A 26,716-nucleotide genomic window follows, 5' to 3' on the forward strand; every position below is an offset into this window, starting at 1 on the left:
ATGAGAGGTTGAGTCGGAGGGAAGTCGTAGCCCGCATGAGCGTAGTCGACATGCGGGCTCTCACGCACGGCGTCGGTGAACCCGCATGTCGCTTACGCTCATGCGGGCTACGGGCTTCAACCGCGCCGCGCGGCTTCCAGCGCCTGCGGCGTGTCGATGTCGAGAAATGCACTGTCACCGTCGACCGGCACCTCGGCGACAGCCTCGGTGTGCTTGGCGATCAGGTGCCGCGCGCCGACATCGCCGTCCAGCGTCATCAGCTCGGCGAAGAAGCGGCGCGACCACAGCACGGGGTTGCCGCGGCGTCCCTCGGACACAGGCACCACGATCAAATTGCCGCGATCGGGCGCGAACGCGCCGATCAGGCGGTCGAGCAGATCCGAGGACACCATCGGCATGTCACCCAGGCACACCACCGCGCCATCGACGCCCTCAGGCACCGCGGCAATGCCCGATTTCACCGAGCTGGCGAGGCCGCCGGCGAAATCCGGGTTGCGGACGAAGCGGACGTTGAGGTCGGACAGCGCCTGTTCGACCAGCTCGGCCTGATGACCGGTGACGACGATGACCTCACCGGCCTTGGAGGCCAGCGCCTGCTCGGTCACGATGCGCACCAGCTTCTTGCCGTCGAGCTCGGCCAGCAGCTTGTTCGGCCCTCCCATGCGGGTCGAGCGTCCGGCGGCGAGCACGACGGCGGCTACCTTGCGTTCGCCCTCGACCTCCGGCTTGGCGCGCGGCTGCGGCCGCGTCACGATCTCCATGAGGAGGCCACCCACGCCCATGGCCGTGAGCTCGGCGCGGCTGACCTTGATGCCGGCGAGCAGCCGCATCAGCACCCAGTCAAAACCGTTCTCCGCCGGCGAACGGGCGCAGCCGGGCGCGCCGAGCACCGGCACACCGCCGGCATTGCCGATCAAGAGCAGATTGCCGGGATCGACCGGCATGCCGAAATGCTCGATGGCACCGCCGATGCCGGTGATTGCGGCTGGAATGACGTCGCGGCGGTCGGCGATGGCGGACGCGCCGAACACGATGACGAGCTCGGCGCCCAGCGCCAACAACTCCCTGATCGCAGCAGCCAGCGCGGCCTGCTCATGCGGCACGCGGCGCTCGGCGATGATGGTGGCGCCGGCCGGTGCGAGCCGCTCTGCGGTGACGCGCAGCGTCTTGTCGATGACCTTGGGTGCGAGCCCCGGAAGAAGCGTCGAGACCACGCCGACGCGCTTGATCACATAGGAGGCGATGCTGAGCGCGCCCCTGCCCGCCGCCGCGACGGCGACATCGCGCAGGCGGCCTTCGACGCCGAACGGGATCAGCTTGACGGTGCCGACCATCTCGCCTTCGACCACCGGCTTGAACGCCGGCAGGGTCGCAAAGGTGATGGCCTCGTCGACGCCGTTGATGCGCTCGACCGCGGCGCGGTCGATCATCAGCACGCCGGCCTGCGCCGCGAACAGATTGGCGCGCCCGGTGAAGGCGCGATCGACGTGAATGCCCGCGCCGGCGACGACCTTGGCGACGTCGGCGGCCGCCTCGTCCTCGGAGACGTCGCCGGCCTCGAGCCGGACGACGACGATCTCCTTGACGCCTTCCCGGACCAGCGCCTCGACCTCCGCGGGACCGATCAGCGTGCCCTTCTTCAGCACCAATGATCCTTTGCGCAGGGTGTGCACCGTCACCCCGCCGATCGCCTCGGCTGGACTGGCAGGACCGAACTTCATGCCGCCTGCTCTTTCTCCTTGGCCGGCAGCCGCAACGTGGCGGTGATCTCGGCCATGATCGAGACCGCGATCTCCGACGGCGACACCGCGCCGATGGCGAGCCCGATCGGCGCATGGATGCGGGCAATGTCGGCATCGCTGGCGCCCTGCGCGCGCAGCCGATCACCGCGCTTGGCGTGCGTCTTCCGCGAGCCGAGCGCGCCGATATAGAAGCAGTCGCGCGAGAAGGCGTGCAGCAGCGCCGGATCGTCGATCTTCGGATCATGCGTCAGCGCGACAAAGGCGGTGTAGTGATCGACGTTGAGCGGGGGCAGCGCCACGTCGGGCCATTCGGCGATCAGCGGCACGTCAGGGAAGCGCTCGGGGCTGGCGAAAGCCGTGCGCGGATCGACGACGGTGACGTCATAGCCCAGCGACTTGGCGATCGGCGCCAACGCCTGGCTGATATGGACGGCGCCGACGATCACGAGCTTGGCCGTCGGCGCGTAGACGTTCAGGAACAGCCGCTTGCCGTCCACCTCGACCATGCCGCTCTTGCCCATACGCAGATGGGTCGACAGCTCGTTGCGCAGCGGATCGGTGGCGATGGCGGCGGCCCTGACCAGGCGCTGCGCCCCGGAGCCGACGTCGGTGACGAGAATCGCCGGGCGACGCGCGGCACGCTCGGCGTTCAGTTCGGCCAGCGTTGCAGGCTGCATGGATCAACCCACCTTCTCGACGAACACGCGGATGGTGCCGCCGCAGGACAGCCCGACATTCCAGGCCGTCTCGTCGGCGACGCCGAACTCCAGCATCTTGGGCTGGCCGCTGGTGATCACGTCGAGCGCCTCGGTAACGACAGCGCCCTCCACGCAGCCGCCGGACACGGACCCTAAGAACGTGCCCTCGTCGTTGATCACGAGGTTGGACCCGACCGGGCGCGGCGCCGAGCCCCAGGTCTCGACCACGGTGGCGAGCGCCACGCCGTGACCGGATTTGTGCCAGTCCTCGGCGGCCCTGAGGATGTCTTCGTCGCGGTTGAGCATGGTCATCTCCCTCTCAGGCGGCGGGCCGGATCGCGCTGCGCTGGTGGGGCGGCAGCGGCGACGACAGCTCCGAGATCAGCGTCTCGATCGAAGTCAAGTTATGTACCGGGCGGAATTCGTCAACGTGGGGCAGCATGGTTTTGATGCCCTGCGCCTTCGCCTCGAAGCCGGAATAGCGCAGCAGCGGATTGAGCCAGATCAGCCGCCGGCAGGAGCGGTGCAGCCGGTCCATCTCGAAGGCAAGCTTGCTGTCGGCCTCGCGCTCCAGCCCGTCGGAGATCAACAGCACGATCGCGCCCTGCCCGAGCACGCGGCGCGCCCACTGCTTGTTGAAGGTCTGCAGCGAGGTGGCGATCCGGGTCCCGCCGGCCCAGTCCTCGACATTGGCCGAGCAGCTCGCCAGCGCCTCGTCGGGATCGCGCTGGCGCAGCGCCCGGGTCACGTTGGTCAGCCTCGTGCCGAACAGGAACACCGAGACGCGCTTGCGCGCGTCGGTGATGGCGTGGAGGAAATGCAGGAACAGGCGGGTGTACTCGCTCATCGAGCCGGAGATGTCGAGCAAGGCCACGATCGGCGCCGGCTTCTCGATTCTCCCCAAGCGATGAAAGTTGATGATCTCGCCTTCGGTGCGCAGCGCCTGACGCAGCGTCTTGCGCATGTCGATGCGACGGCCGCGCGGATCGGCGGTGTGGCGGCGGGTCTTCAGCTCGGCCTGCGGGAGCCGCATCTTGGCGATGGCGCGCGCAACCTCGGCGATCTCCGCCGCGCTCATCTGCGCAAAGTCCTTCTTCTGCAGCACCTCGCGGTCGGACACCGCGAGCCGCAGGTCCTGCTCCTGCGCCTTCGGCTCCTCATGGGTCTGCGGCTGCGACATCGCCTCCTGGACCCGGCGCGAGGCCGGCGGCGGCTTCTTCTTGGCGTGATCCGGCAGCGGCACCGAATCGAGCATCGACTTCCACTCCTCGGCCGGGCGGAAGAACAGGTCGAAGGCCTGAGAGAAGATCAGCGCATGCTCGTGGCGCTTGACGAAGATCGATTCGAGCGTGGTGAAGACGTCCGCACGCTTGCCGATGTCGATGACCTCGAGCGCGGTCATCGCGTCGATCACGGCACCCGGACCGACCGGCAGGCCGGCGGCACGCAGCGCCCGCGCAAAGCCCGCGATGTTGTCGGCGATGCCGCCGGTTGGCGGCGCGAGGTGATTGATGCTTGTGGGCACGTTCTGATCCCTCGTCCGCTTCGCACACGCCTCAAATTGAGCTCGTCATTCCGGGGCGCCCGGAGGGTGAGCCCGGAATCCATACTCACGATCGTGGTTATGGATTCCGGGCCTGCGTGCTGCGCACGCATCCCGGAATGACGACCTTTATTGTGGGCACCGGCGTGAACTACGTCTCGTTGGTCGCGTCCTTGATCGCCTTCTGCAACGCATCGCCCTGCATGCGGGCGATGTCGTCCTGATATTTCAACAGCGCGCCCAGCGTGTCGCCGACGACCTCGGCGTTCAGCGAGCGCGCATCGAGCTCCGTCAGCGCCGTGGCCCAGTCGAGCGTCTCGGCGACCCCCGGCGACTTGTAGAAGTCCTGGTCGCGCAGCGCCTGGACGAAGCGCACGATCTGCTGCGACAGCCGCTGCGAGATGCCGGGCAGCCGGGTTTTGACGATGGCAAGCTCGCGCTCGGCGGAGGGATAATCGACCCAGTGATACAGGCAGCGCCGCTTCAGCGCGTCATGGATCTCGCGGGTCCGGTTCGAGGTGATGATGACGATCGGCGGATGCGGCGCCTTGACGGTGCCGAACTCGGGGATCGTGACCTGGAAGTCGGAGAGGATCTCGAGCAGATAGGCCTCGAACGCCTCGTCCGCGCGGTCGAGCTCGTCAATGAGCAGAACCGGCGCGCCGGCGACATCCGGCTCCAGCGCCTGCAGCAGCGGGCGCTTGATCAGGTAGCGGTCGGCGAAGATGTCCGACGTCAATTGATCGCGGTCGACCTCGCCGCCCGCTTCCGCCAGCCGGATCGCGATCATCTGCGCCGCTGAATTCCATTCGTAGACGGCGGAGGCGACGTCGAGACCCTCGTAGCACTGCAGCCGGATCAGCTTGCGGCCGAGCGCCGCCGACAGGACCTTGGCGATCTCGGTCTTGCCGACGCCGGCCTCGCCTTCGAGGAACAACGGCCGGCCCATGCGCAGCGACAGATAGGTCACCGTCGCCAGCGATCGCTCGGCCAGATAGCCGCGCGAGGACAACAATTCGAGCATCGCGTCGACCGATGCTGGCAGGGCCGGAGCACTCATGGGCGAGACCGCTTCCTTCTTCACGCGTCCGTCACGAAGCCGGAGCCTCGGGTTCGGCGGCTCCCTCCGACGCGGTTGAGGCCTTGGCGCCGGCATTGGCCGCATCGACCGCACGGCGCGCCAGCACGCCGATCAGATGGGCACGATATTCGGCGCTGCCGTGGATGTCGCTGTTGAGGCCTTCGGCCGAGACCGGAATGCCCTCCAGCACCTTCGGCGAGAAGCGCTTCTGCAGCGCCTCCTCGAAGGCGGTGACGCGGAACACGCCATTGCCGCCGGCCCCGGTCACCGCAACGCGCACGTCGGACGGACGGCGGGCGACGAACACGCCGACCAGCGCGTAGCGCGAGGCCTGGTTGCGGAACTTGACGTAGGCCGCCTTCTTGGCCAGCGGGAAGCTCACCTTGGTGATGATCTCGTCCGGCTCCAGCGCGGTCGTGAACAGCCCCAGGAAGAACTCCTCGGCCTTCAGCTTGCGCTTGTTGGTGACGATGGTGGCGCCGAGCGCGAGGCATGCGGCCGGATAGTCCGCGGTCGGATCGTTGTTGGCGATCGAGCCGCCAATGGTGCCGCGATGGCGCACCGCGGGATCGCCGATCAGGCTCGCCAGATGGGCCAGTGCCGGAATCGCCTCGCCGACGGTTGCGGAGTTGGCGACGTCGGCGTGACGCGCCATCGCGCCGATCACGAGGTTTCGGCCCTTCACCTCGATCGTATCGAGCCCCTCGACATGGGAGAGATCGACCAGATGCGGCGGGCTCGCGAGCCGCTGCTTCATGACCGGCACCAGCGTGTGGCCGCCGGCGACCAGCTTGGCGTCTTCGTTCTTGGTGAGGAGATTGGCGGCCTGGCGCACGGTCGCCGGCCGGTGATATTTGAATTCGTACATGGGGGAATGTCCTGTGCGCAGCGGGCCGACTAAGGCAAGGTCAGACGTTTAGGCGAGGTCCGATTTGGCCATCGCCTTGGCGCCGGCGGCGATCGATTGCACGATGTTCTGATAGCCCGTGCAGCGGCAGAGATTGCCCTCGAGCTCCTCGCGAATGGTCTCGTCGCTGAGCTCATGTCCCTTACGGTGGACGAGGTCGACCGCGGTCATGATCATGCCCGGCGTGCAGAAACCGCATTGCAGGCCATGATGCTCGCGAAACGCCTCCTGCATCGGATGCAGCGGCGCGCCGTCGGCAGCGAGTCCCTCGATCGTCCTGACCTCATGACCATCGGCCATCACGGCCAAGGTCGTGCAGGACTTCACTGCCTTGCCGTCGAGATGGACGACGCAGGCGCCGCATTGCGACGTGTCGCAGCCGACATGGGTGCCGGTGAGGCGCAGATTCTCGCGCAGGAACTGCACCAGCAGCGTCCGCGGGTCGACGTTCGCCGTGACGGGATTACCGTTCACAATCATGGAAATCTTGGCCATTCAGGACTCTCTATTATCCGCGCGACAGCGTTGCACTGCAGCGCAGCCCAGCAAAATCAGTCGAAAACCATCATATGGGCGCTCCCGGCGGCGGGCAACCTCGCCCCCGGCCGCGCATGGGTCGGTTGCGGTCAGCCTTGAACGGCTTTGGCGAAGTTGGCGAAGAATTCGTCGGCGAGCTTCTTTGCGGTGCCGTTGATCAGCCGCTGGCCGAGCTGCGCCAGCTTGCCGCCGATCTGCGCTTCGACATTGTAGGTCAGCAGCGTGCCGCCGTCCTTGTCCGCCAGCGCGACGACCGCGCCACCCTTGGCGAATCCGGCGACACCGCCCTCGCCTTCGCCGGAGATCTTGTAGCCGTTCGGCGGATCGAGATCGCTCAAGGTCACCTTGCCTTTGAAGCGCGCAGAGACCGGTCCGACCTTCATCTTGGCAACGGCGCGGAGGCCGCCATCCTCGGTCCTCTCCAGCTCCTCGCAGCCGGGAATGCAGGCCTTGAGCACCTCCGGATCATTCAGCTTGTCCCAGACCTGCTCTCGCGGAGCGGCCAGCTGGACTTCGCCCGTCATCGTCATAGCCATGTGCATCTCCCCCCGATTGGCGCGGTTAGAGGCATTCAAGTAAAGCACCGAACGCCCAAAAGGAAGGGCGAGCAGCGCCCGGAAGCGTTGCAGAAAAGCCGGGCACCGCAGCATTCCGGACCTCGCCGCCGTCGGGTTTTGATTGGCAGACGGCGGCGGCGGTGGTTAGTTCGCCATCAAATCTGCACGATTCCTCCGGCGGCGCGGCCGCCTGCGACAAGGATTCCGCCCATGCCGATGATCGATGCCGACGGCTGTCTGTTGAATGTCACCGTCGAGGGCCGCGACGGCGGGCCGACCCTGATGCTCTCGAACTCGCTCGGCTCGACCCTGCAGATGTGGGAGCCGCAGATGCGCGCCTTCACGCAGGTGTTCCGCGTGATCCGCTATGACCGGCGCGGTCATGGCAAATCGCAAGTGCCGCCCGGGCCCTACTCGATCGAGCGATTTGGCCGCGATGCGCTGGCGATTCTCGATGACCTCAACATCGAGAAGGTGCACTGGTGCGGCGTGTCGATGGGCGGCATGGTCGGGCAGTGGCTCGCCGCCCATGCTCCTGAACGCATCGGCAAGCTCGTGCTCGCCAACACCACCTGCTACTACCCCGATCCGGCAATCTGGGACGCCCGCATCAAGGCGGTCGAGGACAGCGGACTCGCTGGAATCGCCGACACGGTCATCGCTGGCTGGCTGACGCAGGAGTTTCGTGATCACAATCCTGATGTCGCCGACCGGATGAAGGCAATGCTCGTGGCCACCCCTGTCGGCGGCTATCTTGCCTGCTGCGCGGCGCTGCGTGCCCTGGACCTGCGTGAGGATCTGCCGGCCATCAAGAGCCCGACCCTCGTCGTGGCCGGCCGCTACGACAAATCGACGCCGATCGCGATGGCGGAAGCAATCCGCAGCCGCATCCCCGGCGCCAGCATGACCATCGTCGATGCCGCGCACATCTCGAATGTCGAAGCGGCGGGCCAGTTCAACGATGCCGTGCTGGGCTTTCTGACCCAGCACTGATGCACCGAGATGGATCGGGGCGTCATGCCTGCTGCGGCGACGGCGTCGCCGTGGGCTCCATCTTCGGTGAAGCGGATGCGGAAGACGGCGAGGCTTGCGTCGTCGGCTTCTCCACCAGCATGACGATGGCCGTGCCGAGCAGCATCAGGAGTTCCGTGGCATGCAGACGCAACGCCTGGGGCTCCCCGACTTTGGCAGCCATGATCATGCTGAAGAAGGCGAGCATGCTGCCGAAGCCGAGCCCGATCGACAGCGCCTCGACATAGCCGGCCACCTTTCGCACCCGCGGAACCAGGATCAGCACCAGGAACATCGCGAAGAAGCCTGCGACCGTCAGTCGCGCCAGCGCAAGCAGCCAGGCGGCGCGAACCGTCTCGATGCCCGACAGCCGCAGGTGGTCGCTGATGAACAAGGCCACCGCGATATTCGGCCGCGCGAACAACCCCTGGATCGGCGACACCATGATCTGAAACGCGATGATGGTCCAGGCGGGCACGAAATAAAGCGCCAGCAGCACACCGTTGACGCAGCTGAGCCGCCAATTCCTGATCACGCAATCCTTGATCATGTCACGCCCACCTTTGCATCCCACCAACTGCCCGTCCGGCCGATTTCCAGACGAGCTAACGCCCGGCAAACGCGCCCGGCAATTTAAACCATTCGTTTACCTTAACAGGGTGGCGACGGGCGCGAGAGCCCCCGTCCAATCGCCGTAGAGACCGGGCTGACGACCTCGCCGATCAGGCCCCGAATTCCCGCGTGATAGCGGCCTTTCCGGCCATCGACGCCTCCTCGAACATCTGCACCGCATCCGACATTGCGTCCGCTTCGGTCCACCAACGGGATGCGGCTCCTCCGCTGAAAGACCGCCGTCGCCGACGCCTGCATCGGTCACGATCGATCCGCCGGCAGTCCGATCACGTCGGCGGCCGCTGATTCAAGTCCATGCGCCTTGCAGCTCCGTGCGCCGCGTCAGCGGCGTTCTTGACTAGCGTCAAAGTAGTCTAAAACATAGATACTACCTTAGGGGCGAACACCGCTGCGTTTCGCACAGCGGGATCGTGATGCGGCAGGCAGCTGCCGAGCGGGAGTACCGCATGAGAGTAGCTCGGATCTTCATCGGCATCCTCCTGCTGGCCGGCGGCCTCTACATCCTGGTCGGCGAGCATTTCGCCGGAACTTCAGGCGACGCGACCGTCAATGCCCGGCTTTACGTCGTGCGCGCGCCGATCGAAGGCCGCGTGACGCTGGGGGTGAGCAATATCGGCGCCAGGGTCAATGCCGGGGAACTCGTGGCCGAGATCGTCGACGACCGGTTCGACACCACGCGCCTGCTCAATCTCGAGCGCGACCGTGACGAGCAGAAGATCGCGCTCAAGCGGGTTCCGGCGCAGCGTTCGGCGCTCGAGCAGGCGCGGGCCGCCTTCGCGGCCCAGTCGGCCAACTACAAGACCGGCCGCGTCCGCCAGATCGCGGCGCGCATCGCCGAGGCCAAGGCGGCGGAGGATGCCGCGGCCGCCCGGCTGAAGCTCGCGGATCTCACCTTCACGCGGGCCAACGAGCTGAAGGAACGCGGGGTCCAGACGGTCGCCGGCCTCGACCAGGCCAGCGCCTCGCTCGATATCGCCAAGCAGGATTTGGAAAGCGCGAAACAGCGCACCAACTATGTCGAGACCGAGCTCGGCTCCGCGCAATCGGGGGTCTTCATCGGCGACTCCTACAACGACGTGCCGTTCTCGATGCAGCGCATTCACGAGCTCGACCTGCGCCTCGCCGAACTTGCCGTGGACGAGCAGCAGATCCAATCCCGCCTAGTCCAATACGAGCAGCAGATCAACGCCGAACGCGTCCGGATCAACCGGCTGACCTCGGCGACGCTGAGGGCCCGCGTCCTGGGCATGGCCTGGGATTTCCTCGTCGACGATGGCGAATATGCCCGTCGCGGTCAGGATCTCGTCAAGCTGGTGGACTGCAACAGTCTCGTGGTGACCGCGAGCGTTCCCGAAAGTCTCTACGCCCGCCTGTCGATCGGCGCCCCGGTGCAGTTCCGTCTGTTCGGAGACGACCGGATATTCGATGGGACGGTGACACGTCTCGGCGGCTCGGGCGCCTCGCAACTCTACGCCAATCTCGCCGTCGGCCCGACGCCGCAGCACTTGCAGCGGTTCGACGTCACCGTTGCGGTGCCAGATCTCGCCAAGCAGCCGGATCTGTCCTGCGCCATCGGGCGCACCGGCCGGGTGATCTTCACCAGCGGACCGATCGCGGCATTGCGCGGCTTCGTCGCCCGGTACGGCTACTGATGCCGACGCTGTCACCATTCCTGTCCGCGTTCGCAGTCGTTGCGATCATCGTAGGGCTGCGCGTCCTGGCATTGCCCCTCCTGGACCCGAAGATATGGTACTGGCGGACCCTGCTCCTCAGCGGCTCGATCCTGCTGGCCTGGCGCTATGTCGCCTGGCGCTTCACCGAGACCCTTGCTCCGCCCGGCCTCACGCCGGATGGGATCCTCAGCTGGGGCTTCGCCATTCTCGAAGCGCTCACCGTTGTTTCGTCGTCCTTCGCCTTCCTGATCCTGACCAGGACCAAGGAGCGGACGACGGAGGCTGATCGCCATGCCGGCTGGTGGCTTCCGAGGCCGCCGCCTCGGGTCGACATCTTCATCACCACCTACAACGAGCAGTTCGAGGTTCTGGAGCGAACCATCGTCGGCGCCAAGGCGATCACCTATGCGGCATTGCGCGTCTTCGTCCTCGACGACGGCAGCCGGGCCTGGCTCCGGGATTACTGCACCGAGCACGGCATCGGCTATGTCGCCCGTACCGACAAGTCGCACGCCAAGGCCGGCAACATCAACAATGCCTTGCGGCTGCGCGCGGCGGATGCGGACCGGCCGGATTTCGTCGCCGTTCTCGACGCCGATTTCGTGCCTCATCTCGACTTCGTCGAGCGGACGCTCGCGTTGTTCCACGATCCGGCTGTCGGCCTCGTACAGACGCCCCAGCACTTCTTCAACCCGGACCCGATCCAGCACAATCTCGGCATCGGCGCGGCCTATCCCGACGAGCAGCGCCACTTCTTCGACAACGTCGAGCCGGCGCGCGACGCCTGGGGCATAGCAATGTGCTGCGGCACCTCCTCGATATTCCGCGTCTCCGCCGTGGAGATGATCGGCGGCGTGCCCACCGAGAGCGTCACCGAGGATTTCCTGCTCACGCTGCGCCTGTCCGCACACGGCTACCAGACCGTGTACCTGAACGAGGCGTTGTCGGAGGGATTGGCGCCGGAAGGCCTTGCGGAATACGTCACGCAGCGCGGCCGCTGGTGCCTCGGCCTCATGCAGATCGTGCGCAACGTCTACAATCCATTCGGCTCCCATGGTCTCGATTTCTTCCACCGGCTCAGCGTGCTCGACTCGCTGCTCTACTGGACGTCGACCTATCCGTTCCGCCTCGCCGCGCTGATCTGTCCACTGCTCTACTGGTGGGGCGGGGTGACGGTGGTGAACGCCTCGATCGCCGACATCATCCGGTATTACGGCCCCTATTATCTCTCGATCATGTACACGCTGAACTGGCTGTCCAAGGGACTGTTCATTCCGATCGTCAACGATGTCTCGCAGATCGTCGCCGCCTGGCCCGTGCTCCGCGCCGCCGCTCTCGGCCTGCTCTCCCCCGGTCCGCACAAATTCTCGGTGACCGCCAAGGGCGGCGATCGCGCCAAGATCATTGTCCAATGGCCGCTGATGCGGCCCTTCCTGATCCTGATGGCGCTGACGATCGGTGGCATGATCGTGTCGCTGACGTCCGATTTCGTCTTCAATACCACGGGGACCGCGGGAGACGGCGTCATCGTCGTGATGTTCTGGACGATCTACAACATTCTGGTGCTGTCGGTGGCGATCGCCGTGTGCATCGACCGTCCACGCTACAACCGGCCGCAACGCCAGATCGTCGAGCCGATAACCCTGACGGTCGACGGCGAGCCGCAACGCGGCTGGATCGTCAATCTCGGCCCCGGCGGCGCACGCGTCAGCGGTCCGGTCGGCCTTGCGACCGGCGCCATCGGCACGCTCACCCTGCCCCTGATCGGCGATATCCAGACCAAGGTCGCGGCTCCGACGAACGACGGCTACCGGCTCATATTTACGGTGACGCCGCAGCAGCGCGCCCAGATCATCGAGCGGCTGCACACCGCGAGCGGAGTGCCCGGCGCCGACAGCGGCGATCTCGGCCGCATGCTGAAAGAACTCGCGCGAGCCGTGGCCGATTGAGGAGAAGACAATGACGAGGCGACGGTGGAGCTTACAGACAGCGGTGTTCCTCGGCGGCACGACACTGATCATCGTGACGGCGCTGGCCGTTGCCATCCTCTATTCGGCGTCGCTGCAGCGGCGCGGCGAGGAGCTCGCGATCGAGCAACTGAGGACGCGCGGCGAGCTCAGCGCAAACCTGCTGGCGCGACAGTTGTACGGCACGTGGAGCGACGTGTCGCGGCTCGCCGCGATCATCGACCCCGCCGACGTCGCCGAGGCGCGCCGGCAGATCCAGTTCGTGAGCCAGTTCCAGCCGCGCTATGCCTGGCTCGGCATCGCCGACTCCGGCGGCAAGGTCATCGCGAGCAAGGACCGGATGCTGGAGGGACAAAACGTCGCCGACCTGCGCTGGTTCCGGCATGGACTCGGGGTGCCGACGGCGGTCGATGATCGCGAATCAGAGGCCCTGGGCCGGATGTTGCAGGCCGCTTCGGGACCGGACCGCTTGATCGCCATGTCGGCTCCGCTCGTGCACGACGGCGCCCCCGCCGGCGTCATCGGGGCCCAGATCGATTGGAAATGGGTGATCGAATCCGTCGCGGCGCTGGCGTCGCGCGACATCGATCTGGTGTTGCTGTCGCGCGAGAGCATCGTGCTGTTCGGCCCGCCGGATCTCGTCGGCAAGCAACTGACGATCGGCTCGGCGCAGGCCGCAAGCCGCGGGGCCTCGGTCGCGCTCATCGAGCGATGGCCCGACGGCAAGGATTATTTCACCCTCACGTTCCCCACCGTGAAGTACGCCGATCTGCCGAGCTTCGGCTGGTCCCTTCTGATCCGGCAGGACGCCGTTGCCGCGATGGTGCCGACCCGCCAGCTTGTGCGCTCGTTTTGGTTCAACGTTGCCGGTGGCGTGTTCTCGATCCTGGTGCTGCTCAATTTCGCCGCGAAATGGGTGGTGACGCCGATGCGCCGTCTTGCCCAGGCCGCCGAGACCATGGTGAAAGATCCGTTTTCTGGCATGGTGGCTCGGGAAACCCGGTACGATGAGGCGACGCGGCTGCGCGACGCCTTGGTCAGGCTCCAGTCGAAGCTGATGGCAAAAGTGCCTGGTTCGACGGAAGACAGCGGTAGCGGCATATAGCGGCGCCAGCAACCGGTGCGAGAACCCTCCTTTTCGGCGCTACGTGCTGGGTTCCCAAGCGGTCATTTGATGGCGACGGCCGGCCCCGAGGAAGGCAGGGGAACCGCGCCATCAAAGGAGGCGGGATAAGCCCGCAATTGTGGCACTGCACGCTGTTGCGGCACCCGGTTCCGAACTGTTAGTACTGCCGCACGCGTCGCCTTGGGCGCGGGTGCGTCTCCAGGCATACCGGCACCCGCTCTACAAGGCCCCCGCCGCGTTGCGAACCGGTATCGGCAGTCTCACTCACGGCAGTTCATGGATTATTTCGCGCAACAGCTCATCAACGGCCTCGTCCTTGGCTCGATCTACGGCCTGATCGCCATCGGCTACACCATGGTCTACGGCATCGTCGGCATGATCAATTTCGCCCATGGCGACATCTTCATGATCGGCGGCTTCATCGCGCTGATCTGCTTCCTGGTCCTGGTGTCGCTGGGCCTGACCGCGGTTCCGGTGATCCTGCTGATCGTGCTGCTGGTGTCGATGGCCATCACGGCGCTCTATGGGTGGACCATCGAACGTATCGCCTATCGCCCGCTGCGGCACTCGTTCCGCCTGGCGCCGATGCTGTCCGCCATCGGCATGTCGTTCGTCCTCACCAACTATTCGCAGGTGTCGCAGGGCGCGCGCGTCAAGCCGGTGCCGCCGATCATCACCGGCGGCTACACGCTGCACGAGGGCGCGGGCGGCTTCGTCGTCCAGCTCTCCAACATCCAGATCGTGGTGGTCATCACCACCATCGTTCTGCTCGCGCTGTTCACCTGGCTGGTATCCCGCACGCGGCTCGGCCGCGACATGCGCGCCTGCGAGCAGGATCAGACCATGGCGGCACTGCTCGGCGTCGACGTCGACCGCACCATCTCGATGACCTTCGTGATCGGCGCGGCGCTCGCGGCCGTCGCCGGCATGATGTACCTGCTGTATTACGGCCTGGTCGATTTCTTCATGGGCTTCGTCGCCGGCATCAAGGCGTTCACGGCGGCGGTGCTCGGCGGCATTGGCTCGCTGCCGGGCGCGATGCTCGGAGGCCTCGCGATCGGACTGATCGAGACGTTCTGGTCGGCCTATTTTTCGGTGGAGTACAAGGACGTCGCGGCATTCTCGATCCTGATCGTGGTGCTGATCTTCCTGCCAACCGGCCTGCTCGGCCGGCCCGAAGTCGAAAAAGTCTGAAGATGGAGTCCGCGTGAGCGCGTCCCTTCCCGCCTCGTCGAAAGGCTCCGAACCGGTCAGAGCCGCCTTCATCCTCAAGAAGGCCCTTCTCAGCGCACTGGTCGCTCTCGGTCTGTTCTCCCTGATGGTCGGCGTCCGCACCGAAGCGGGTCAGAGCGGCCAGCTCGTATACTGGACCCGCTTCGGCGACCTCGCCAGCCTGGTTGTGGCGGTGTTCGTCGGCTCGATCGCGGTCGAGCTGCTGCGGCTGTGGTTCGGACCGCGCGGCGGCCTCGGCAGCTTCGTGCCGCCGTCCGTGCGGAGCGGCATGTCGGTAGCCGGCCGCTATCTCGCGCCGGCGCTGCTGATCTTCACCTTGCTGGTACCGGTGATCTTCTACAATCAGCGTTACATTCTCGACCTCGGCATTTTGGTCCTTACCTACGTCATGCTGGGTTGGGGCCTCAACGTCGTGGTCGGTCTCGCCGGCCTGCTCGACCTCGGCTACGTCGCGTTCTACGCCGTCGGCGCCTATTCCTACGGCCTGCTCTCGACCACCTTCGGCCTGTCGTTCTGGGTCTGCCTGCCGCTCGCCGGCATTCTCGCCGCCTTCTGGGGCGTGCTGCTCGGCTTTCCGGTGCTGCGGCTGCGCGGTGACTACCTCGCCATCGTGACCCTGGCCTTTGGCGAGATCATCCGCCTCGTCCTCATCAACTGGCAGGACGTGACCGGCGGTCCCAACGGCGTCTCCGGGATTCCGCGACCGACGTTGTTCGGCATTCCGCTCGCACCGGGCGAAGGCGGCCTTGCATCGATGCTCGGCATCCCGTTCTCGCCGACGCATCGCATCGTTTTTCTGTTCTATCTGATCCTGGCGCTGGCACTCCTGACCAACTGGGTCACCATCCGGCTGCGCCGGCTGCCGATCGGCCGGGCCTGGGAAGCGCTGCGCGAGGACGAGGTCGCCTGCCGCGCGCTCGGCATCAACATCACCACCACCAAGCTGACCGCATTTGCGACCGGCGCGATGTTCGGCGGTTTCGCCGGCGCCTTCTTCGCCACGCGCCAGGGCTTCATCAGCCCGGAATCCTTCACCTTCCAGGAATCGGCGCTGGTGCTCGCCATCGTCGTGCTCGGCGGCATGGGGTCGCAGCTCGGCGTCGCGCTGGCGGCGCTCGCCATGATCGGCGGCTTCGAGCTGTTCAGAAGCCTCGAGGGCTACCGCATGCTGGTGTTCGGTCTCGCCATGGTGCTGGTGATGATCTGGCGGCCGCGCGGCATTGTCGGCCATCGCGCGCCGACCGTATTCCTGGAAAAATCCAAGAGCATCTCTTCGGACCTCGTCAAGGAAGGCCACGGATGAGCTCCGCTCCCATTCTCGCACTCGAAAACCTCACCATGCGCTTCGGCGGCATCGTCGCCGTCAATGCGCTGTCGTTCACCGCGCAACGCACGCAGATCACGGCCCTGATCGGCCCCAACGGCGCCGGCAAGACCACCGTGTTCAACTGCATCACCGGCTTCTACAAGCCGACCTCCGGCGTCATCCGCCTGACCCATGATGACGGCGCGCAGTTCGAGATGCAGAAGCTGAAGGACTTCAACATCTCCAAGCAGGCCAAGGTGGCGCGGACGTTCCAGAACATCCGGCTGTTTCCGGGCATGACGGCGCTCGAGAACCTGATGGTCGCGCAGCACAACGCGCTGATGCGCGCGTCCGGCATGACGGTGCTCGGGCTGCTCGGCGTGCCCTCGTGGCGCGCGGCCGAGCGGAACGCGATCGATGCGGCCGTGTTCTGGCTGAAGCGCGTCGGGCTGATCGACCGCGCCGACGACGCGGCCGGCAATCTCGCCTATGGCGACCAGCGTCGGCTGGAGATCGCGCGCGCGATGTGCACCTCGCCGGCCCTGCTCTGCCTCGACGAACCGGCCGCCGGCCTCAACGCGCGCGAGAGTGCGGCCCTCAGCGAGTTGCTGCTGTCGATCCGGGCCGATCACGCCACGTCGATCCTGCTGATCGAGCACGACATGAGCGTCGTGATGGAAATCTCCGACCGCGTCGTCGTGATGGACTACGGCGTCAAGATCGCCGAGGGCACGCCGCGCGAGATCCGCGACGATCCGAAGGTCATCGCCGCCTATCTCGGCACCGACGAGGAAGAGGCCGCAGCCGTGATGGAGGCCGAGGCGTGAGTGCGTCCCTGCTCGCGATCCGCAATCTGCGCGCGTCCTACGGCAAAATCGAAGCGCTGAAGGGCGTCGATCTCGACATCAAGCCGGGCGAGATCGTCGCGCTGATCGGCGCCAACGGCGCCGGCAAGTCGACGCTGATGATGTCGATCTTCGGCCGCCCGCGCGCAAGCTCCGGCAACATCGTCTACGACGGCAACGACATCACACAGGTGCCGACGCATCAGATCGCGCGGCTGCGCATCGCGCAGTCGCCGGAGGGACGCCGCATCTTTCCGCGCATGAGCGTGGCGGAAAACCTGCAGATGGGCGCCGACGCCGGCGAGACGACCGACGCGGAGCGGGCCAGCACGCTGGAGCGCGTCTTCGCCCTGTTTCCGCGCCTGAAGGAGCGCGTCGACCAGCGCGGCGGCACGCTATCCGGTGGCGAGCAGCAGATGCTGGCGATCGGACGCGCGCTGATGAGCCGGCCGCGCCTGCTGCTTCTGGATGAGCCCTCGCTCGGCTTGGCGCCGCTGATCGCCCGCCAGATTTTCGACGCCATTCGGACACTCAACCGCCAGGACGGTCTGACCGTGCTGATCGTCGAGCAGAACGCCAATCACGCGCTGAAGCTCGCCCATCGCGGCTATGTGCTGGTCAACGGCCTGATTACGCTGTCGGGCACCGGCACCGAGCTGCTGCAGCGACCGGAGATCCGCGCTGCCTATCTGGAGGGCGGCCGCCACTGAGGCGGGCCCTCAAAACGCGGCCAGAATGGCCTTAGTCCTTCGTAGGTGTGGTCAAAAATTGCCGGTGACTTCGCCGGAAAATCAGCCACAATGCGCGCGGTCTGCGGCCCGCCGTTCGGGCCGTTCCGTGTCGACCTACCCCCGCGAGGATTTCTCATGAAACCACTCAAACTCATCGGCTTGGCTCTGGGCGCATCGCTGGCGCTCTCGACTGCTGCCTTCGCCGAAGACATCAACATCGCCGTGGCCGGCCCGATGACCGGCAGTGAATCGGCCTTCGGCCGCCAGATGCAGAACGGCGCCGAGATGGCGGTCGCCGACCTCAATGCCGCCGGTGGCGTGCTCGGCAAGAAGCTCGCACTGCAGGTCGGTGACGATGCCTGCGATCCGAAGCAGGCGCGTTCGGTTGCCGAAAAGCTCGCCGGCTCCGGCATTCCGTTCGTCGCCGGCCATTTCTGCTCGTCGTCGTCGATCCCGGCCTCCGAGGCCTATGCCGACAGCAACGTGCTGCAGATCACGCCGGCCTCGACCAACCCGCTGTTCACCGAGCGCAAGCTGTGGAACGTGGCGCGCGTCTGCGGCCGTGACGACCAGCAGGGTCTCGTCGCCGCCAACTACATCGCGAAGAACTTCAAGGGCAAGAACATCGCGATCCTCAACGACAAGACCACCTACGGCAAGGGTCTCGCCGACGAGACCAAGAAGGCGCTGAACAAGGCCGGCGTCACCGAGAAGATGTTCGAGTCCTACAACAAGGGCGACAAGGACTTCAACGCTATCGTCTCCCGCTTGAAGCGTGACAACATCGATCTCGTCTATGTCGGCGGCTACCATCAGGAAGCCGGCCTCATCCTGCGCCAGATGCGCGACCAGGGCCTCAAGACCATCCTGATGGCGGGCGACGCGATGAACGACAAGGAGTTCGCTTCGATCACCGGTCCGGCCGCGGAAGGCACGCTGTTCACCTTCGGCCCCGAGCCGCGCAACAAGCCGAGCGCGAAGGCGATCGTGGACAAGTTCAAGGCCAAGAACATCGATCCCGAGGGCTATACGCTCTACACCTACGCCGCGATCCAGGTCTGGTCGCAGGCCGTCAAGAAGGCCAACACCACCGACGCCAAGAAGGTGATGGACACCATCAAGGCCGGCGAGTGGGACACGGTGCTGGGCAAGCTCGGCTTCGACGCCAAGGGCGACATCAAGCAGATCGACTACGTCGTCTACAAGTGGGACGCCAAGGGCGGCTACGCCGAGCTCGGCGGCAAGGGCTCCTGATAGAACTCCTGACCGTCTCGATCATCATCAGCAAAATACAAACGCCCCGGTCCTGGACCGGGGCGTTCTGCTGAGCGCTTGGTTCGTCGTTGAGGCCCGCCGACCGTGGGGAACCACGTCGTACAGAGGAACAGACCGGCTCAGCCGGCACAGGCCGAAAGCGATGGGGCCCCCTTCGCCGCCACTGCTGCACGGGCCGTTTCAACGGCACGCATCAGCTCGGCCGGGCGGAACGGTTTCTGCAGGTAAACGACACGGGTCAGCTCGTCCGACATCGACGCGCCATCGAAGGCAGTCATGCCGGAGACGGCGACCACCGGAACGTCGGGAACCAGCGCGCGCATACTGCTGACCAGATCGAGCCCGTTGGAATCATCGAGATAGATGTCGACGATGACGGCATCGAATGCCTGGTCGCGGAACAACTGCAGTCCGGACGCAGCGGTTCCCGCTTCGACCACGTCGAACTGATTGACGCGCAGCACCATACAGATCATGGCGCGCACATCCTTCTGATCGTCGACCACCAGAATCCGTGGCATCAACTTCTCCAGAATTTTTCCGTTGGACAGCCTACGACGTAGAAAGAAATCGGACACAACTATGAGTATATTTATCCCAATTGCGGTAAAGGTGCGGTTACTCCAACTATCGACTCATTCTACAGAACGATCCGATCTGGTACCATACAACCTTCATTAGAACAGTGATTTTCTTCGCGCACCAGCTGTAAAGCCTCCCCTCTTGCACGTCGGCTCTGTTGCGCAGGACCCTTGGAGATGCAGAGCATCAAGGATCATCGCGAAGTCCTCCTGTCGACGTCCACCGCGACGCGCCGAGACCAAATCGCAGCACTCGCCGCGGTTGCGATCTCGACCTTGCTGTTTGCCGCCGCCGCTCCCTTTGCCAAGGTGCAGTTGCCGCCGGTGCCTGCGTTCGTCGCGAGCTACCAGTCGGCGCTGGCGCTGAACGATCTCATCACCGCGTTCCTGCTGTTCTCCCAGTTCGTGCTGCTTCGCTCGCGACCGTTGCTGTGGTTGGCCTCCGGTTACCTGTTTACCGCGCCAGCCTCGCTGCTGCACACGCTGGTGTTCCCAGGCCTGTATTCTCAGACCGGCCTGCTCGATGCAGGGCCGCAGACCGCAGCCTGGATCTACATGATCTGGCACGGCGCGTTCCCCTTGTTCGTTCTGGTCTATGCGCTGCACGACCGTCTCCGTCCGGCGCCCGTTGGGTCGGTTGCGCTGTCTCTCTCGGTCGCCGTGCTCGGCGTGGCGGTTGCACTTGCGGCACTCACCTGGGCGGTGATCGCCCATGATACGGCGCTGCCTGCGCTCGTCCGCGATGACGCTGCCACTCCGGCTTTGAAGATCGCGGTCGGCGCCATCTGGTGCGTAACATCGGCTGCCCTGCTCGTCCTGGCGTTGCGCAGGCCGCACAGCATTCTCGACCTCTGGGTCATGGTGGTGCTGTGCGCTTGGCTGTTCGATCTCTCGCTCTCCTCGCTGCTCAACGCCGCCCGGTTCGACCTCGGCTACTATGCGGGCCGCATCTATGGCTTGCTGGCAGCGAGCTTCGTCCTCGGCGTCCTGCTCGCCGACAATGTCAGGCTGCAGACGAGGCTCACGCGGCTGCTGCAGCAGCAGCGCCGGCAGAGCGAAAGCGAGCGGGCACGCTTCATCGCGCGGGAGCGGCTGTTCAGCGCTGTGGTGGAATCCTCCAACGACGCCATCATCACGCTGACGCTGCAGGGCAAGATCACGTCCTGGAATCGCGCCGCCGAACACCTGTTCGGATACGGCGCAGACGAGGCGCTTGGCAACGACGTCGGCCTGATCGTGCCCGCCGAACGGCGCAGCGAAGTCGATCGCATCCTGAGCCGGATCGGCGGCGGCGAGAAGATCGAGCATCACGAGACGATCCGCCGCCACAAGGACGGCCGCGAGATCGAAGTATCGCTCGGCGTGTCGCCGATCCTCGACGCGCATGGTGTGGTCATCGGCGCCTCGAAGGTGGCGCACGACATCACCGAGAGCAAGCGCACCCGAACCGCCCTGACCCGTGAGACCGAGGAGCGCCGCCGCATCTTCGAGACCTCGCAGGACCTGATCCTGGTTGCCAACTCCTACGGACAATTGATGCAGGTCAGCCCGAGCGCGCTGGACGTGCTCGGCTACCGGCCGGAGGAGATGGTCGGCCGCAATGCCAGCGACTTCGTCTATCCGCCCGAGCTCGAGGCGGTCCGTAGCCAGATGCGCGCCTGCCGCCGCGGCCGCGACGTCCGTAATTTCGAGGCGCAGCTCATGCACAAGGAAGGCCGCGGCGTCGTCCTGAACTGGATGGCGAGCTGGTCGGAGCCGGTGCAGCGCCACTTCTTCGTCGGCCGCGACCTCACCGAGAAGCGCGCGGCCGAGGCGCAGTTCCGCCAGGCGCAGAAGATGGAGGCGGTCGGTCAGCTCACCGGCGGCGTCGCCCACGACTTCAACAACATCCTCACCGTCATCACCGGCAGCATCGGCATTCTTGCCGACGCCGTCTCCGACCGGCCGGAGCTCGCCTCCGTCGCCAAGCTGATCGACGACTCCGCCGACCGCGGCGCGCAGCTCACGCGGCAGTTGCTGGCCTTCGCCCGCAAGCAGCCGCTGCAGCCGACGGATCTCGACGTCAACGCGCTGTTGAACGAGACCGCAGCCTTGCTGCAGCCGACGCTCGGCGCGCAGATCGAGATCGAGCGTATCCTTGACGCCGATCCCTGCACTGCGCTCGCCGATCCGAACCAGCTCGCCACCGCGGTCATCAATCTCGCGCTCAATGCGCGTGATGCGATGCCGCAGGGCGGCAAGCTCACGCTGGAGACCGCGAACGTCACGCTCGACCGGGACTATGCCGACGTCCATAGCGAGGTCATCGTCGGTGACTACGTGATGATCGCCGTGAGCGACACCGGCTGTGGCATTCCGCCGGCCTATCTCGAGAAGGTGTTCGATCCGTTCTTCTCGACCAAGGGCACCGGCAAGGGCACGGGGCTCGGCCTCAGCATGGTGTTCGGTTTCGTCAAGCAGTCCGGCGGCCACATCAAGATCTACAGCGAGGTCGGCCACGGCACCTCGATCAAGCTGTATCTGCCGCGCTCGGCGTCCACTCCGGCGGCCAGCGCGGGCTTGCAGGCGCCAGACGCGCGCGGCGGCAATGAGACGATCCTGATCGTGGAAGACGATCCGCTTGTACGCCAGCACGTGATCGCCCAGGTCGGCAGCCTCGGCTACACCACCCTGGCTGCAGCCAATGCCGCCGAGGCGCTCGACGTGCTCGAGCGCCATCCGGAGATCGACCTGCTGTTCACCGACGTCATCATGCCCGGCGCCATGAACGGCCGCCAGCTCGCCGACGCCGCGCGGGTGCGGCGGCCGGCGCTGCGGACGCTGTTCACCTCGGGCTACACCGAGAACGCGATCGTGCACCACGGCCGCCTCGACGCCGGCGTGCTGCTGCTGCCCAAGCCTTACCGGAAGCCAGAGCTGGCCCGCATGATCCGTATCGCGCTGGAGCGCTGAAGCACGCGCCCGGATCGGCGTAAGCGACATCCGGGCCTACCGGCGCGGCACGTGAGACCCGGATGTCGCCTCCCCCCCCCTCGCGCCCGCGGGACGCAAGCGGGGCGCTCATACCAGCGCCGAGGCGCGTGCCCTCCTGCATTGAGGCCTCGCGCCGGCCGCGCTATCCATCCGGCATCATCATCTGCAGCGAGGGACGATCGTGCAGAATCTCCTCACCGACATCCCCGGCGTACGCGTAGGCCATGCCCATGACGCAGCGCTCGCTTCCGGCGTGACCGCGATCCTGTTCGATCAGCCGGCGGTCGCCGCGATCGACATCCGTGGCGGCGGACCCGGGGTGCGCGAGGATGCGCTGCTCGATCCTGCGAATACGGTGGAACGGGTCGACGGCATTGCCCTGTCGGGAGGCTCGGCGTTCGGGCTCGAGGCCGCGAGCGGCATTCAGGCCTGGCTGGCGGAACAGGGGCGCGGCTTTGCCGTGCGCGACGCGCTGATCCCGATCGTCCCCGGCGCGATCGTGTTCGACCTCTTGAACGGCGGCAACAAGGCCTGGGGCCGCTACGCGCCGTATCGCGAGCTCGGCTACGCGGCCGCGGCGGCGGCCAGCACGACCTTCGCGCTCGGCAGCGTCGGTGCCGGGCTCGGCGCCACCACGGCCAACCTGCAGGGCGGGCTCGGCTCGGCGTCGGCGACGACGACAGGCGGCATCAAGGTTGCGGCCATTGTTGTGGTGAATGCGGTCGGCAGCGTCACCGTCGGCGACGGTCCGTGGTTCTGGGCGGCACCGTACGAGATCGACGGCGAGTTCGGCGGCCGCGGCCTGCCGGCCGCCTTCACGACGGACATGCTGGCGATGCGCATCAAGGGCGGCCCGGCAGCATCGGCCTCCGAGAACACGACGATCAGCCTCGTCGTGACCGATGCCATCCTGACTAAGGCGCAGGCCAAGCGGCTCGCGATGATGGCGCAGACCGGCATGGCGCGCGCGATCTATCCGGTGCATCTGCCGCTCGACGGCGACATCGTGTTCGCGGCCGCGACCTGCACCAGGCCGATCGAGCCGCTGGTCGAGCTGAGTGAGCTCGGCATGGTCGCGGCCAACGTCCTGGCGCGCGCGATCGCCCGCGGCGTCTATCACGCGAGGCCGCTGCCGTTCGCCGGCGCGCTGCCGTCCTGGCAAGGCCGCTTCGGCAGTTGAGCTTACGCGCTGACCGCGGTCGTTGAAGACGTGGAGGCCGACAGCATGTTGGACTGCCGCTGGATCAGCTTCTCGATCATGTTGTAGGACGAGGTCGCAGCGTTGGACGCGGTTGTGGCTGCCGGCGTCGTCAGCGTCACCTTCGACCCATCCGCATAGGTGATCGTGGTCGTGGTCGAACCGTCGCTGTTGGTGGACGAGGAGCTCGACGCGCCCGACAGCGCCTGCATCAGCGCATCGGCCCCTGCGCCCGACGAATTGCCGGAGCCGTCGGCGTTGCCTGCGCCAGCCTGGTGGTGATGGTGGCCTCGACGGCGTCCGGCGCCCTGCAGCGCCGAGGTCAGCTCGTCCATGCTGACATTGCCGTCGCTGTTGCTGTCGAGCTTGCCGAACACCTTGTCTGCGTTCGAGAGGTTGGTGCCGCCCGCGCCGAGCGCAGTCTCGAATTCGGACTTCGTGATCTTGCCGTCGCCATCGCCGTCGATCTGCGAGAACAGGTCCTGCAGCGGATTGCTGGTCGAGCTCGCGCTCGACGTCGTCCCCGACTGGCTCTGCGCCGCCAGCAGCGCGCTCATCGTCTCCGGGGCGATCTGCCCCGAGCTGCCGCCGCTGCCTGAGCTCGACCACGGGCTGAAATTGCCCGAGCTGCTCGAGCCAGTATTGCCCAGGCTGAACAGCCCGCCGCCGGACTGGTCTGATTTGCCGGAACTGGACTTCGTCGAGCCCAGCGACTGCAGGCCATCCAGGACCGACGCGGCGGCCCCCAATGCAAACCACATGGCGAAACTCCGAGAAAGCCGCGGCGAGCGGCGGCGACAACACCTCGCCCCTCTCCTCGCAATCGCCATGCCAGCGCCAAATCGCTGATATTTCCCGACATTTCGCGATGTTGCGATCGCCGAAACCCGGCAGATCATGCCGCGCCCGGCAGATTTTTCCCGCTCGCGTTGCCGCAGCCGCCTCTGCATGATACGGCGACACTCCCCGATCGCACTGGAACAGCCGCCCATGACCCAGTCCTTCACGCCGCGTCCGCTCGTCATCGCACCATCGATCCTGGCCTCCGATTTCTCCAAGCTCGGCGAGGAGGTGCGCGCCGTCGATGCCGCCGGCGCCGACTGGATCCATCTCGACGTCATGGACGGCCATTTCGTGCCGAACATTTCCTACGGCCCTGACGTGATCAAGGCGCTGCGTCCGCACACCACCAAGATCTTCGACGCGCATCTGATGATCACGCCGTGCGATCCCTATCTCGAAGCCTTCGCCAAGGCCGGCTGCGATCACATCACGGTCCACGCCGAGGCCGGCCCGCATCTGCATCGCTCGCTGCAGGCAATCCGCGCGCTCGGCAAGAAGGCCGGCGTCTCGCTCAACCCGTCGACCCCGCTCAACGTCATCGAATATGTGCTCGACCTCGTCGACCTCGTGCTGATCATGTCGGTCAATCCCGGCTTCGGCGGCCAGGCCTTCATCCCCTCGGCGATTGGCAAGATCCAGGATCTGCGCGCGATGACCGCGGGCCGGCCGATCGATATCGAGGTCGATGGCGGCGTCGGCCGCGACAATGCCGGCGCACTCGCCGCCGCTGGCGCCAACGCCTTCGTCGCAGGCTCCGCCGTCTTCAAGGGTGGCACGATGGAAGCCTATCGCAGCAACATCGCCGCGATCCGCAGCGCCGCCGCGTTGGCGCGCGGCGAAGCGATCTGAGGCACGCGAGGCGGGATGCACACGCTCACGCCGCAGCCGCTGACGAAAGCGGCCTTCGCTGCTTTCGGCGACGTCGTCGAGACCGATGGCGCCCAGCCCATCGACATCAACCAGGGCTTCGCCCGCCGCTGCAACGGCCTCGCTGCTGTCGACGTGACATCGGGCGGCGCGGCCGCGAACATCAGCCTGTTCGAGGCCAAGCCGCGGCCGTTGCCGATCGAGATCAAGCTGATGGAGCGGCACCCGCTCGGCAGCCAGCTGTTCATGCCGTTGCAGGACCGGCCGTGGCTGGTGCTGGTCTGCGCCGATCCGCGCGATCCCGCGAGCTACCACGCCTTCACGGCAACCGGCCGCCAGGGCGTCAACTACGCGCGCAACGTCTGGCATCATCCGCTCTTGGTGTTCGACGAGGCCTCGCGCTTCATGGTGGTCGACCGCATCAGCCCCGACAATCTCGAGGAGCTGTGGCTCGACGAGCCGCTCTACCTTGCCATTCCCTGATGACCGATGGCGCGCCGGTTGATCATCCGCGCCGTGGAGAGACGATGATGGACAAGCCGAACTACTTCGTGCCGCATGGCGGCCACCCGCCGCAGACCGACCTGCTCACCGGGCGCGCCGTGTTCACCGAGGCTTATGCCGTCATTCCGAAAGGCGTGATGCGCGACATCGTCACCTCGGCGCTGCCGTTCTGGGACAAGACCCGGACCTGGGTGATCGCGCGTCCCCTCTCCGGCTTCTCGGAAACGTTCTCGCAATACATCGTCGAGGTGTCGCCCGGCGGCGGCAGCGCCCAGCCCGAGCCGGATCCGGAGGCCGAGGGCGTGCTGTTCGTGGTGTCAGGCGAGATCATGCTCACCATCGCCGGCAAAGAGCATCGCCTGGGCCATGGCGGCTACGCCTTCCTGCCGCCGTCCTGCAAGTGGACGCTGCGCAACGACAGCCAGGCGCCCGCGACCTTCCACTGGATCCGCAAGGCCTATGAGGCCGTTCCCGGCATCGCCGTGCCCGAGGCCTTCGTCACCAACGAGGCGACGATCGCCCCTGCCGCGATGCCGGAGACGCAGGGCCGCTGGGCCACCACGCGCTTCGTCGATCCGCTCGACGTTCGCCACGACATGCACGTCAACATCGTCACCTTCGAGCCCGGCGCCGTGATCCCGTTCCTGGAGACGCATGTGATGGAGCACGGGCTCTATGTGCTCGAGGGCAAGGCGGTCTACAAGCTCAACCGCGACTGGGTCGAGGTCGAGGCCGGCGACTTCATGTGGCTGCGCGCCTTCTGCCCGCAGGCCTGCTACGCCGGTGGCCCCGGCCGCTTCCGCTACCTGCTCTACAAGGACGCCAACCGGCACATGAAGCTGCGGCCGTTCAGGTGAAGGCCAGCAGCATCCGCTGAATGAGTCC

Annotated in this window: 25 protein-coding genes; 14 read left to right on the top strand and 11 right to left on the bottom strand. The window is 66.1% G+C overall.

What is annotated here, in order from left to right:
- Positions 1-116 precede the first annotated feature (116 nt).
- The 8 genes from ACQR0W_RS00950 to ACQR0W_RS00985 form a co-directional block, all read right to left on the bottom strand.
- Positions 117-1,721 (bottom strand): molybdopterin-binding/glycosyltransferase family 2 protein, encoded by a 1,605-nt coding sequence (locus ACQR0W_RS00950; RefSeq protein WP_316170285.1) that lies wholly within the window; start codon positions 1,719-1,721, stop codon positions 117-119.
- Complete coding sequence (locus ACQR0W_RS00955; RefSeq protein WP_315826272.1) at positions 1,718-2,419, bottom strand: XdhC family protein; 702 nt, start codon at positions 2,417-2,419, stop codon at positions 1,718-1,720. The genes ACQR0W_RS00950 and ACQR0W_RS00955 overlap by 4 nt, the downstream gene beginning before the upstream one ends.
- A 3-nt stretch (positions 2,420-2,422) precedes the next feature.
- Entirely contained in the window at positions 2,423-2,746 is a 324-nt protein-coding gene (locus ACQR0W_RS00960; protein ID WP_315826273.1) for an XdhC family protein, read from the bottom strand.
- Positions 2,747-2,759: 13 nt separating this feature from the next.
- Entirely contained in the window at positions 2,760-3,965 is a 1,206-nt protein-coding gene (locus ACQR0W_RS00965) for a vWA domain-containing protein (protein ID WP_434840567.1), read from the bottom strand.
- A 169-nt stretch (positions 3,966-4,134) separates the two neighbouring features.
- Entirely contained in the window at positions 4,135-5,043 is a 909-nt protein-coding gene (locus ACQR0W_RS00970; RefSeq protein ID WP_315714763.1) for an AAA family ATPase, read from the bottom strand.
- A 31-nt stretch (positions 5,044-5,074) separates the two neighbouring features.
- On the bottom strand, positions 5,075-5,932 hold the full coding sequence (locus ACQR0W_RS00975) for an FAD binding domain-containing protein (protein ID WP_315714764.1): 858 nt from the start codon (positions 5,930-5,932) through the stop codon (positions 5,075-5,077).
- 48 nt (positions 5,933-5,980) lie between these two features.
- Positions 5,981-6,466 carry a (2Fe-2S)-binding protein gene (locus ACQR0W_RS00980; RefSeq protein ID WP_172180444.1) on the bottom strand — a complete coding sequence of 162 codons (486 nt, stop codon included), beginning with the start codon at positions 6,464-6,466 and terminating at the stop codon, positions 5,981-5,983.
- 131 nt (positions 6,467-6,597) lie between these two features.
- On the bottom strand, positions 6,598-7,044 hold the full coding sequence (locus tag ACQR0W_RS00985) for an SRPBCC family protein (RefSeq protein WP_315714765.1): 447 nt from the start codon (positions 7,042-7,044) through the stop codon (positions 6,598-6,600).
- Between the two features lie 231 nt (positions 7,045-7,275).
- Between ACQR0W_RS00985 and pcaD the strand changes: the two genes are divergently transcribed.
- Positions 7,276-8,058 carry a 3-oxoadipate enol-lactonase gene (pcaD, locus tag ACQR0W_RS00990; protein ID WP_315749364.1) on the top strand — a complete coding sequence of 261 codons (783 nt, stop codon included), beginning with the start codon at positions 7,276-7,278 and terminating at the stop codon, positions 8,056-8,058.
- 22 nt (positions 8,059-8,080) lie between these two features.
- Here pcaD and ACQR0W_RS00995 read toward each other — a convergent pair whose 3' ends face one another.
- Positions 8,081-8,626 (bottom strand): hypothetical protein, encoded by a 546-nt coding sequence (locus ACQR0W_RS00995; protein WP_434840566.1) that lies wholly within the window; start codon positions 8,624-8,626, stop codon positions 8,081-8,083.
- A 529-nt stretch (positions 8,627-9,155) separates the two neighbouring features.
- Here ACQR0W_RS00995 and ACQR0W_RS01000 point away from each other — a divergent pair.
- The 8 genes from ACQR0W_RS01000 (at position 9,156) to ACQR0W_RS01035 (ending at position 18,844) form a co-directional block, all read left to right on the top strand.
- Positions 9,156-10,361 carry an HlyD family secretion protein gene (locus tag ACQR0W_RS01000; RefSeq protein WP_315749362.1) on the top strand — a complete coding sequence of 402 codons (1,206 nt, stop codon included), beginning with the start codon at positions 9,156-9,158 and terminating at the stop codon, positions 10,359-10,361.
- Positions 10,361-12,331, top strand: a complete 1,971-nt coding sequence (locus tag ACQR0W_RS01005) for a glycosyltransferase family 2 protein (protein WP_316170286.1) — start codon at positions 10,361-10,363, stop codon at positions 12,329-12,331. The genes ACQR0W_RS01000 and ACQR0W_RS01005 overlap by 1 nt, the downstream gene beginning before the upstream one ends.
- Positions 12,332-12,374: 43 nt before the next feature.
- Positions 12,375-13,454: a hypothetical protein gene (locus ACQR0W_RS01010; RefSeq protein ID WP_316170287.1), complete on the top strand. Its 1,080-nt coding sequence runs from the start codon at positions 12,375-12,377 to the stop codon at positions 13,452-13,454.
- Between the two features lie 297 nt (positions 13,455-13,751).
- Entirely contained in the window at positions 13,752-14,669 is a 918-nt protein-coding gene (locus ACQR0W_RS01015; protein ID WP_315714772.1) for an ABC transporter permease subunit, read from the top strand.
- Positions 14,670-14,682: 13 nt separating this feature from the next.
- Positions 14,683-16,011: a high-affinity branched-chain amino acid ABC transporter permease LivM gene (gene livM, locus ACQR0W_RS01020; protein ID WP_316170288.1), complete on the top strand. Its 1,329-nt coding sequence runs from the start codon at positions 14,683-14,685 to the stop codon at positions 16,009-16,011.
- Positions 16,008-16,841 (top strand): ABC transporter ATP-binding protein, encoded by an 834-nt coding sequence (locus ACQR0W_RS01025; RefSeq protein WP_315714774.1) that lies wholly within the window; start codon positions 16,008-16,010, stop codon positions 16,839-16,841. The genes livM and ACQR0W_RS01025 overlap by 4 nt, the downstream gene beginning before the upstream one ends.
- Positions 16,838-17,569: an ABC transporter ATP-binding protein gene (locus ACQR0W_RS01030; RefSeq protein ID WP_315749359.1), complete on the top strand. Its 732-nt coding sequence runs from the start codon at positions 16,838-16,840 to the stop codon at positions 17,567-17,569. The genes ACQR0W_RS01025 and ACQR0W_RS01030 overlap by 4 nt, the downstream gene beginning before the upstream one ends.
- Before the next feature lie 156 nt (positions 17,570-17,725).
- Complete coding sequence (locus tag ACQR0W_RS01035) at positions 17,726-18,844, top strand: branched-chain amino acid ABC transporter substrate-binding protein (protein ID WP_315714776.1); 1,119 nt, start codon at positions 17,726-17,728, stop codon at positions 18,842-18,844.
- Positions 18,845-18,984: 140 nt separating this feature from the next.
- On the opposite strand, the gene ACQR0W_RS01040 is transcribed toward ACQR0W_RS01035, so the two are convergent.
- A complete protein-coding gene (locus tag ACQR0W_RS01040) occupies positions 18,985-19,386 on the bottom strand; it encodes a response regulator (protein ID WP_315750016.1) in 402 nt (133 codons plus the stop codon).
- Positions 19,387-19,623: 237 nt separating this feature from the next.
- Between ACQR0W_RS01040 and ACQR0W_RS01045 the strand changes: the two genes are divergently transcribed.
- Entirely contained in the window at positions 19,624-22,398 is a 2,775-nt protein-coding gene (locus ACQR0W_RS01045; RefSeq protein WP_316170289.1) for a PAS domain S-box protein, read from the top strand.
- A 202-nt stretch (positions 22,399-22,600) separates the two neighbouring features.
- Positions 22,601-23,599, top strand: a complete 999-nt coding sequence (locus ACQR0W_RS01050) for a P1 family peptidase (protein WP_316170290.1) — start codon at positions 22,601-22,603, stop codon at positions 23,597-23,599.
- 2 nt (positions 23,600-23,601) lie between these two features.
- On the opposite strand, the gene ACQR0W_RS01055 is transcribed toward ACQR0W_RS01050, so the two are convergent.
- Positions 23,602-24,378 (bottom strand): EF-hand domain-containing protein, encoded by a 777-nt coding sequence (locus ACQR0W_RS01055; protein WP_316170291.1) that lies wholly within the window; start codon positions 24,376-24,378, stop codon positions 23,602-23,604.
- Between the two features lie 229 nt (positions 24,379-24,607).
- On the opposite strand from ACQR0W_RS01055, the gene rpe reads away from it, so the two are divergent.
- The 3 genes from rpe to ACQR0W_RS01070 are packed head-to-tail and all read left to right on the top strand — an operon-like array spanning position 24,608 to position 26,688.
- Entirely contained in the window at positions 24,608-25,309 is a 702-nt protein-coding gene (gene rpe / locus ACQR0W_RS01060; protein ID WP_315714981.1) for a ribulose-phosphate 3-epimerase, read from the top strand.
- A gap of 15 nt (positions 25,310-25,324) precedes the next feature.
- The gene (locus tag ACQR0W_RS01065) at positions 25,325-25,810 is read left to right on the top strand and encodes an ureidoglycolate lyase (RefSeq protein ID WP_316170292.1); all 486 of its coding nucleotides are present in this window, start codon (positions 25,325-25,327) and stop codon (positions 25,808-25,810) included.
- A gap of 47 nt (positions 25,811-25,857) precedes the next feature.
- Positions 25,858-26,688: a bifunctional allantoicase/(S)-ureidoglycine aminohydrolase gene (locus ACQR0W_RS01070; protein ID WP_316170335.1), complete on the top strand. Its 831-nt coding sequence runs from the start codon at positions 25,858-25,860 to the stop codon at positions 26,686-26,688.
- The last annotated feature ends 28 nt before the right edge of the window (positions 26,689-26,716 follow it).

It is taken from the genome of Bradyrhizobium sp. HKCCYLRH1034, assembly GCF_051168375.1.
In the GTDB taxonomy this organism is placed as follows: domain Bacteria; phylum Pseudomonadota; class Alphaproteobacteria; order Rhizobiales; family Xanthobacteraceae; genus Bradyrhizobium.

Bases quoted from the DNA above. Each gene is read 5' to 3' on its own strand.
- ACQR0W_RS01055 (WP_316170291.1), bottom strand. From the start codon at position 24,378: ATGTGGTTTGCATTGGGGGCCGCCGCGTCGGTCCTGGATGGCCTGCAG.
- ACQR0W_RS00975 (WP_315714764.1), bottom strand. From the start codon at position 5,932: ATGTACGAATTCAAATATCACCGGCCGGCGACCGTGCGCCAGGCCGCC.
- ACQR0W_RS00985 (WP_315714765.1), bottom strand. From the start codon at position 7,044: ATGGCTATGACGATGACGGGCGAAGTCCAGCTGGCCGCTCCGCGAGAG.
- ACQR0W_RS00950 (WP_316170285.1), bottom strand. From the start codon at position 1,721: ATGAAGTTCGGTCCTGCCAGTCCAGCCGAGGCGATCGGCGGGGTGACG.
- ACQR0W_RS01005 (WP_316170286.1), top strand. From the start codon at position 10,361: ATGCCGACGCTGTCACCATTCCTGTCCGCGTTCGCAGTCGTTGCGATC.
- ACQR0W_RS00970 (WP_315714763.1), bottom strand. From the start codon at position 5,043: ATGAGTGCTCCGGCCCTGCCAGCATCGGTCGACGCGATGCTCGAATTG.
- ACQR0W_RS01045 (WP_316170289.1), top strand. From the start codon at position 19,624: ATGCAGAGCATCAAGGATCATCGCGAAGTCCTCCTGTCGACGTCCACC.
- ACQR0W_RS01015 (WP_315714772.1), top strand. From the start codon at position 13,752: ATGGATTATTTCGCGCAACAGCTCATCAACGGCCTCGTCCTTGGCTCG.
- ACQR0W_RS01025 (WP_315714774.1), top strand. From the start codon at position 16,008: ATGAGCTCCGCTCCCATTCTCGCACTCGAAAACCTCACCATGCGCTTC.
- ACQR0W_RS00980 (WP_172180444.1), bottom strand. From the start codon at position 6,466: ATGGCCAAGATTTCCATGATTGTGAACGGTAATCCCGTCACGGCGAAC.
- ACQR0W_RS01000 (WP_315749362.1), top strand. From the start codon at position 9,156: ATGAGAGTAGCTCGGATCTTCATCGGCATCCTCCTGCTGGCCGGCGGC.
- rpe (WP_315714981.1), top strand. From the start codon at position 24,608: ATGACCCAGTCCTTCACGCCGCGTCCGCTCGTCATCGCACCATCGATC.
- ACQR0W_RS01035 (WP_315714776.1), top strand. From the start codon at position 17,726: ATGAAACCACTCAAACTCATCGGCTTGGCTCTGGGCGCATCGCTGGCG.
- ACQR0W_RS01040 (WP_315750016.1), bottom strand. From the start codon at position 19,386: ATGCCACGGATTCTGGTGGTCGACGATCAGAAGGATGTGCGCGCCATG.
- ACQR0W_RS00960 (WP_315826273.1), bottom strand. From the start codon at position 2,746: ATGCTCAACCGCGACGAAGACATCCTCAGGGCCGCCGAGGACTGGCAC.
- ACQR0W_RS00955 (WP_315826272.1), bottom strand. From the start codon at position 2,419: ATGCAGCCTGCAACGCTGGCCGAACTGAACGCCGAGCGTGCCGCGCGT.
- ACQR0W_RS01070 (WP_316170335.1), top strand. From the start codon at position 25,858: ATGGACAAGCCGAACTACTTCGTGCCGCATGGCGGCCACCCGCCGCAG.
- ACQR0W_RS01065 (WP_316170292.1), top strand. From the start codon at position 25,325: ATGCACACGCTCACGCCGCAGCCGCTGACGAAAGCGGCCTTCGCTGCT.
- ACQR0W_RS00995 (WP_434840566.1), bottom strand. From the start codon at position 8,626: ATGATCAAGGATTGCGTGATCAGGAATTGGCGGCTCAGCTGCGTCAAC.
- pcaD (WP_315749364.1), top strand. From the start codon at position 7,276: ATGCCGATGATCGATGCCGACGGCTGTCTGTTGAATGTCACCGTCGAG.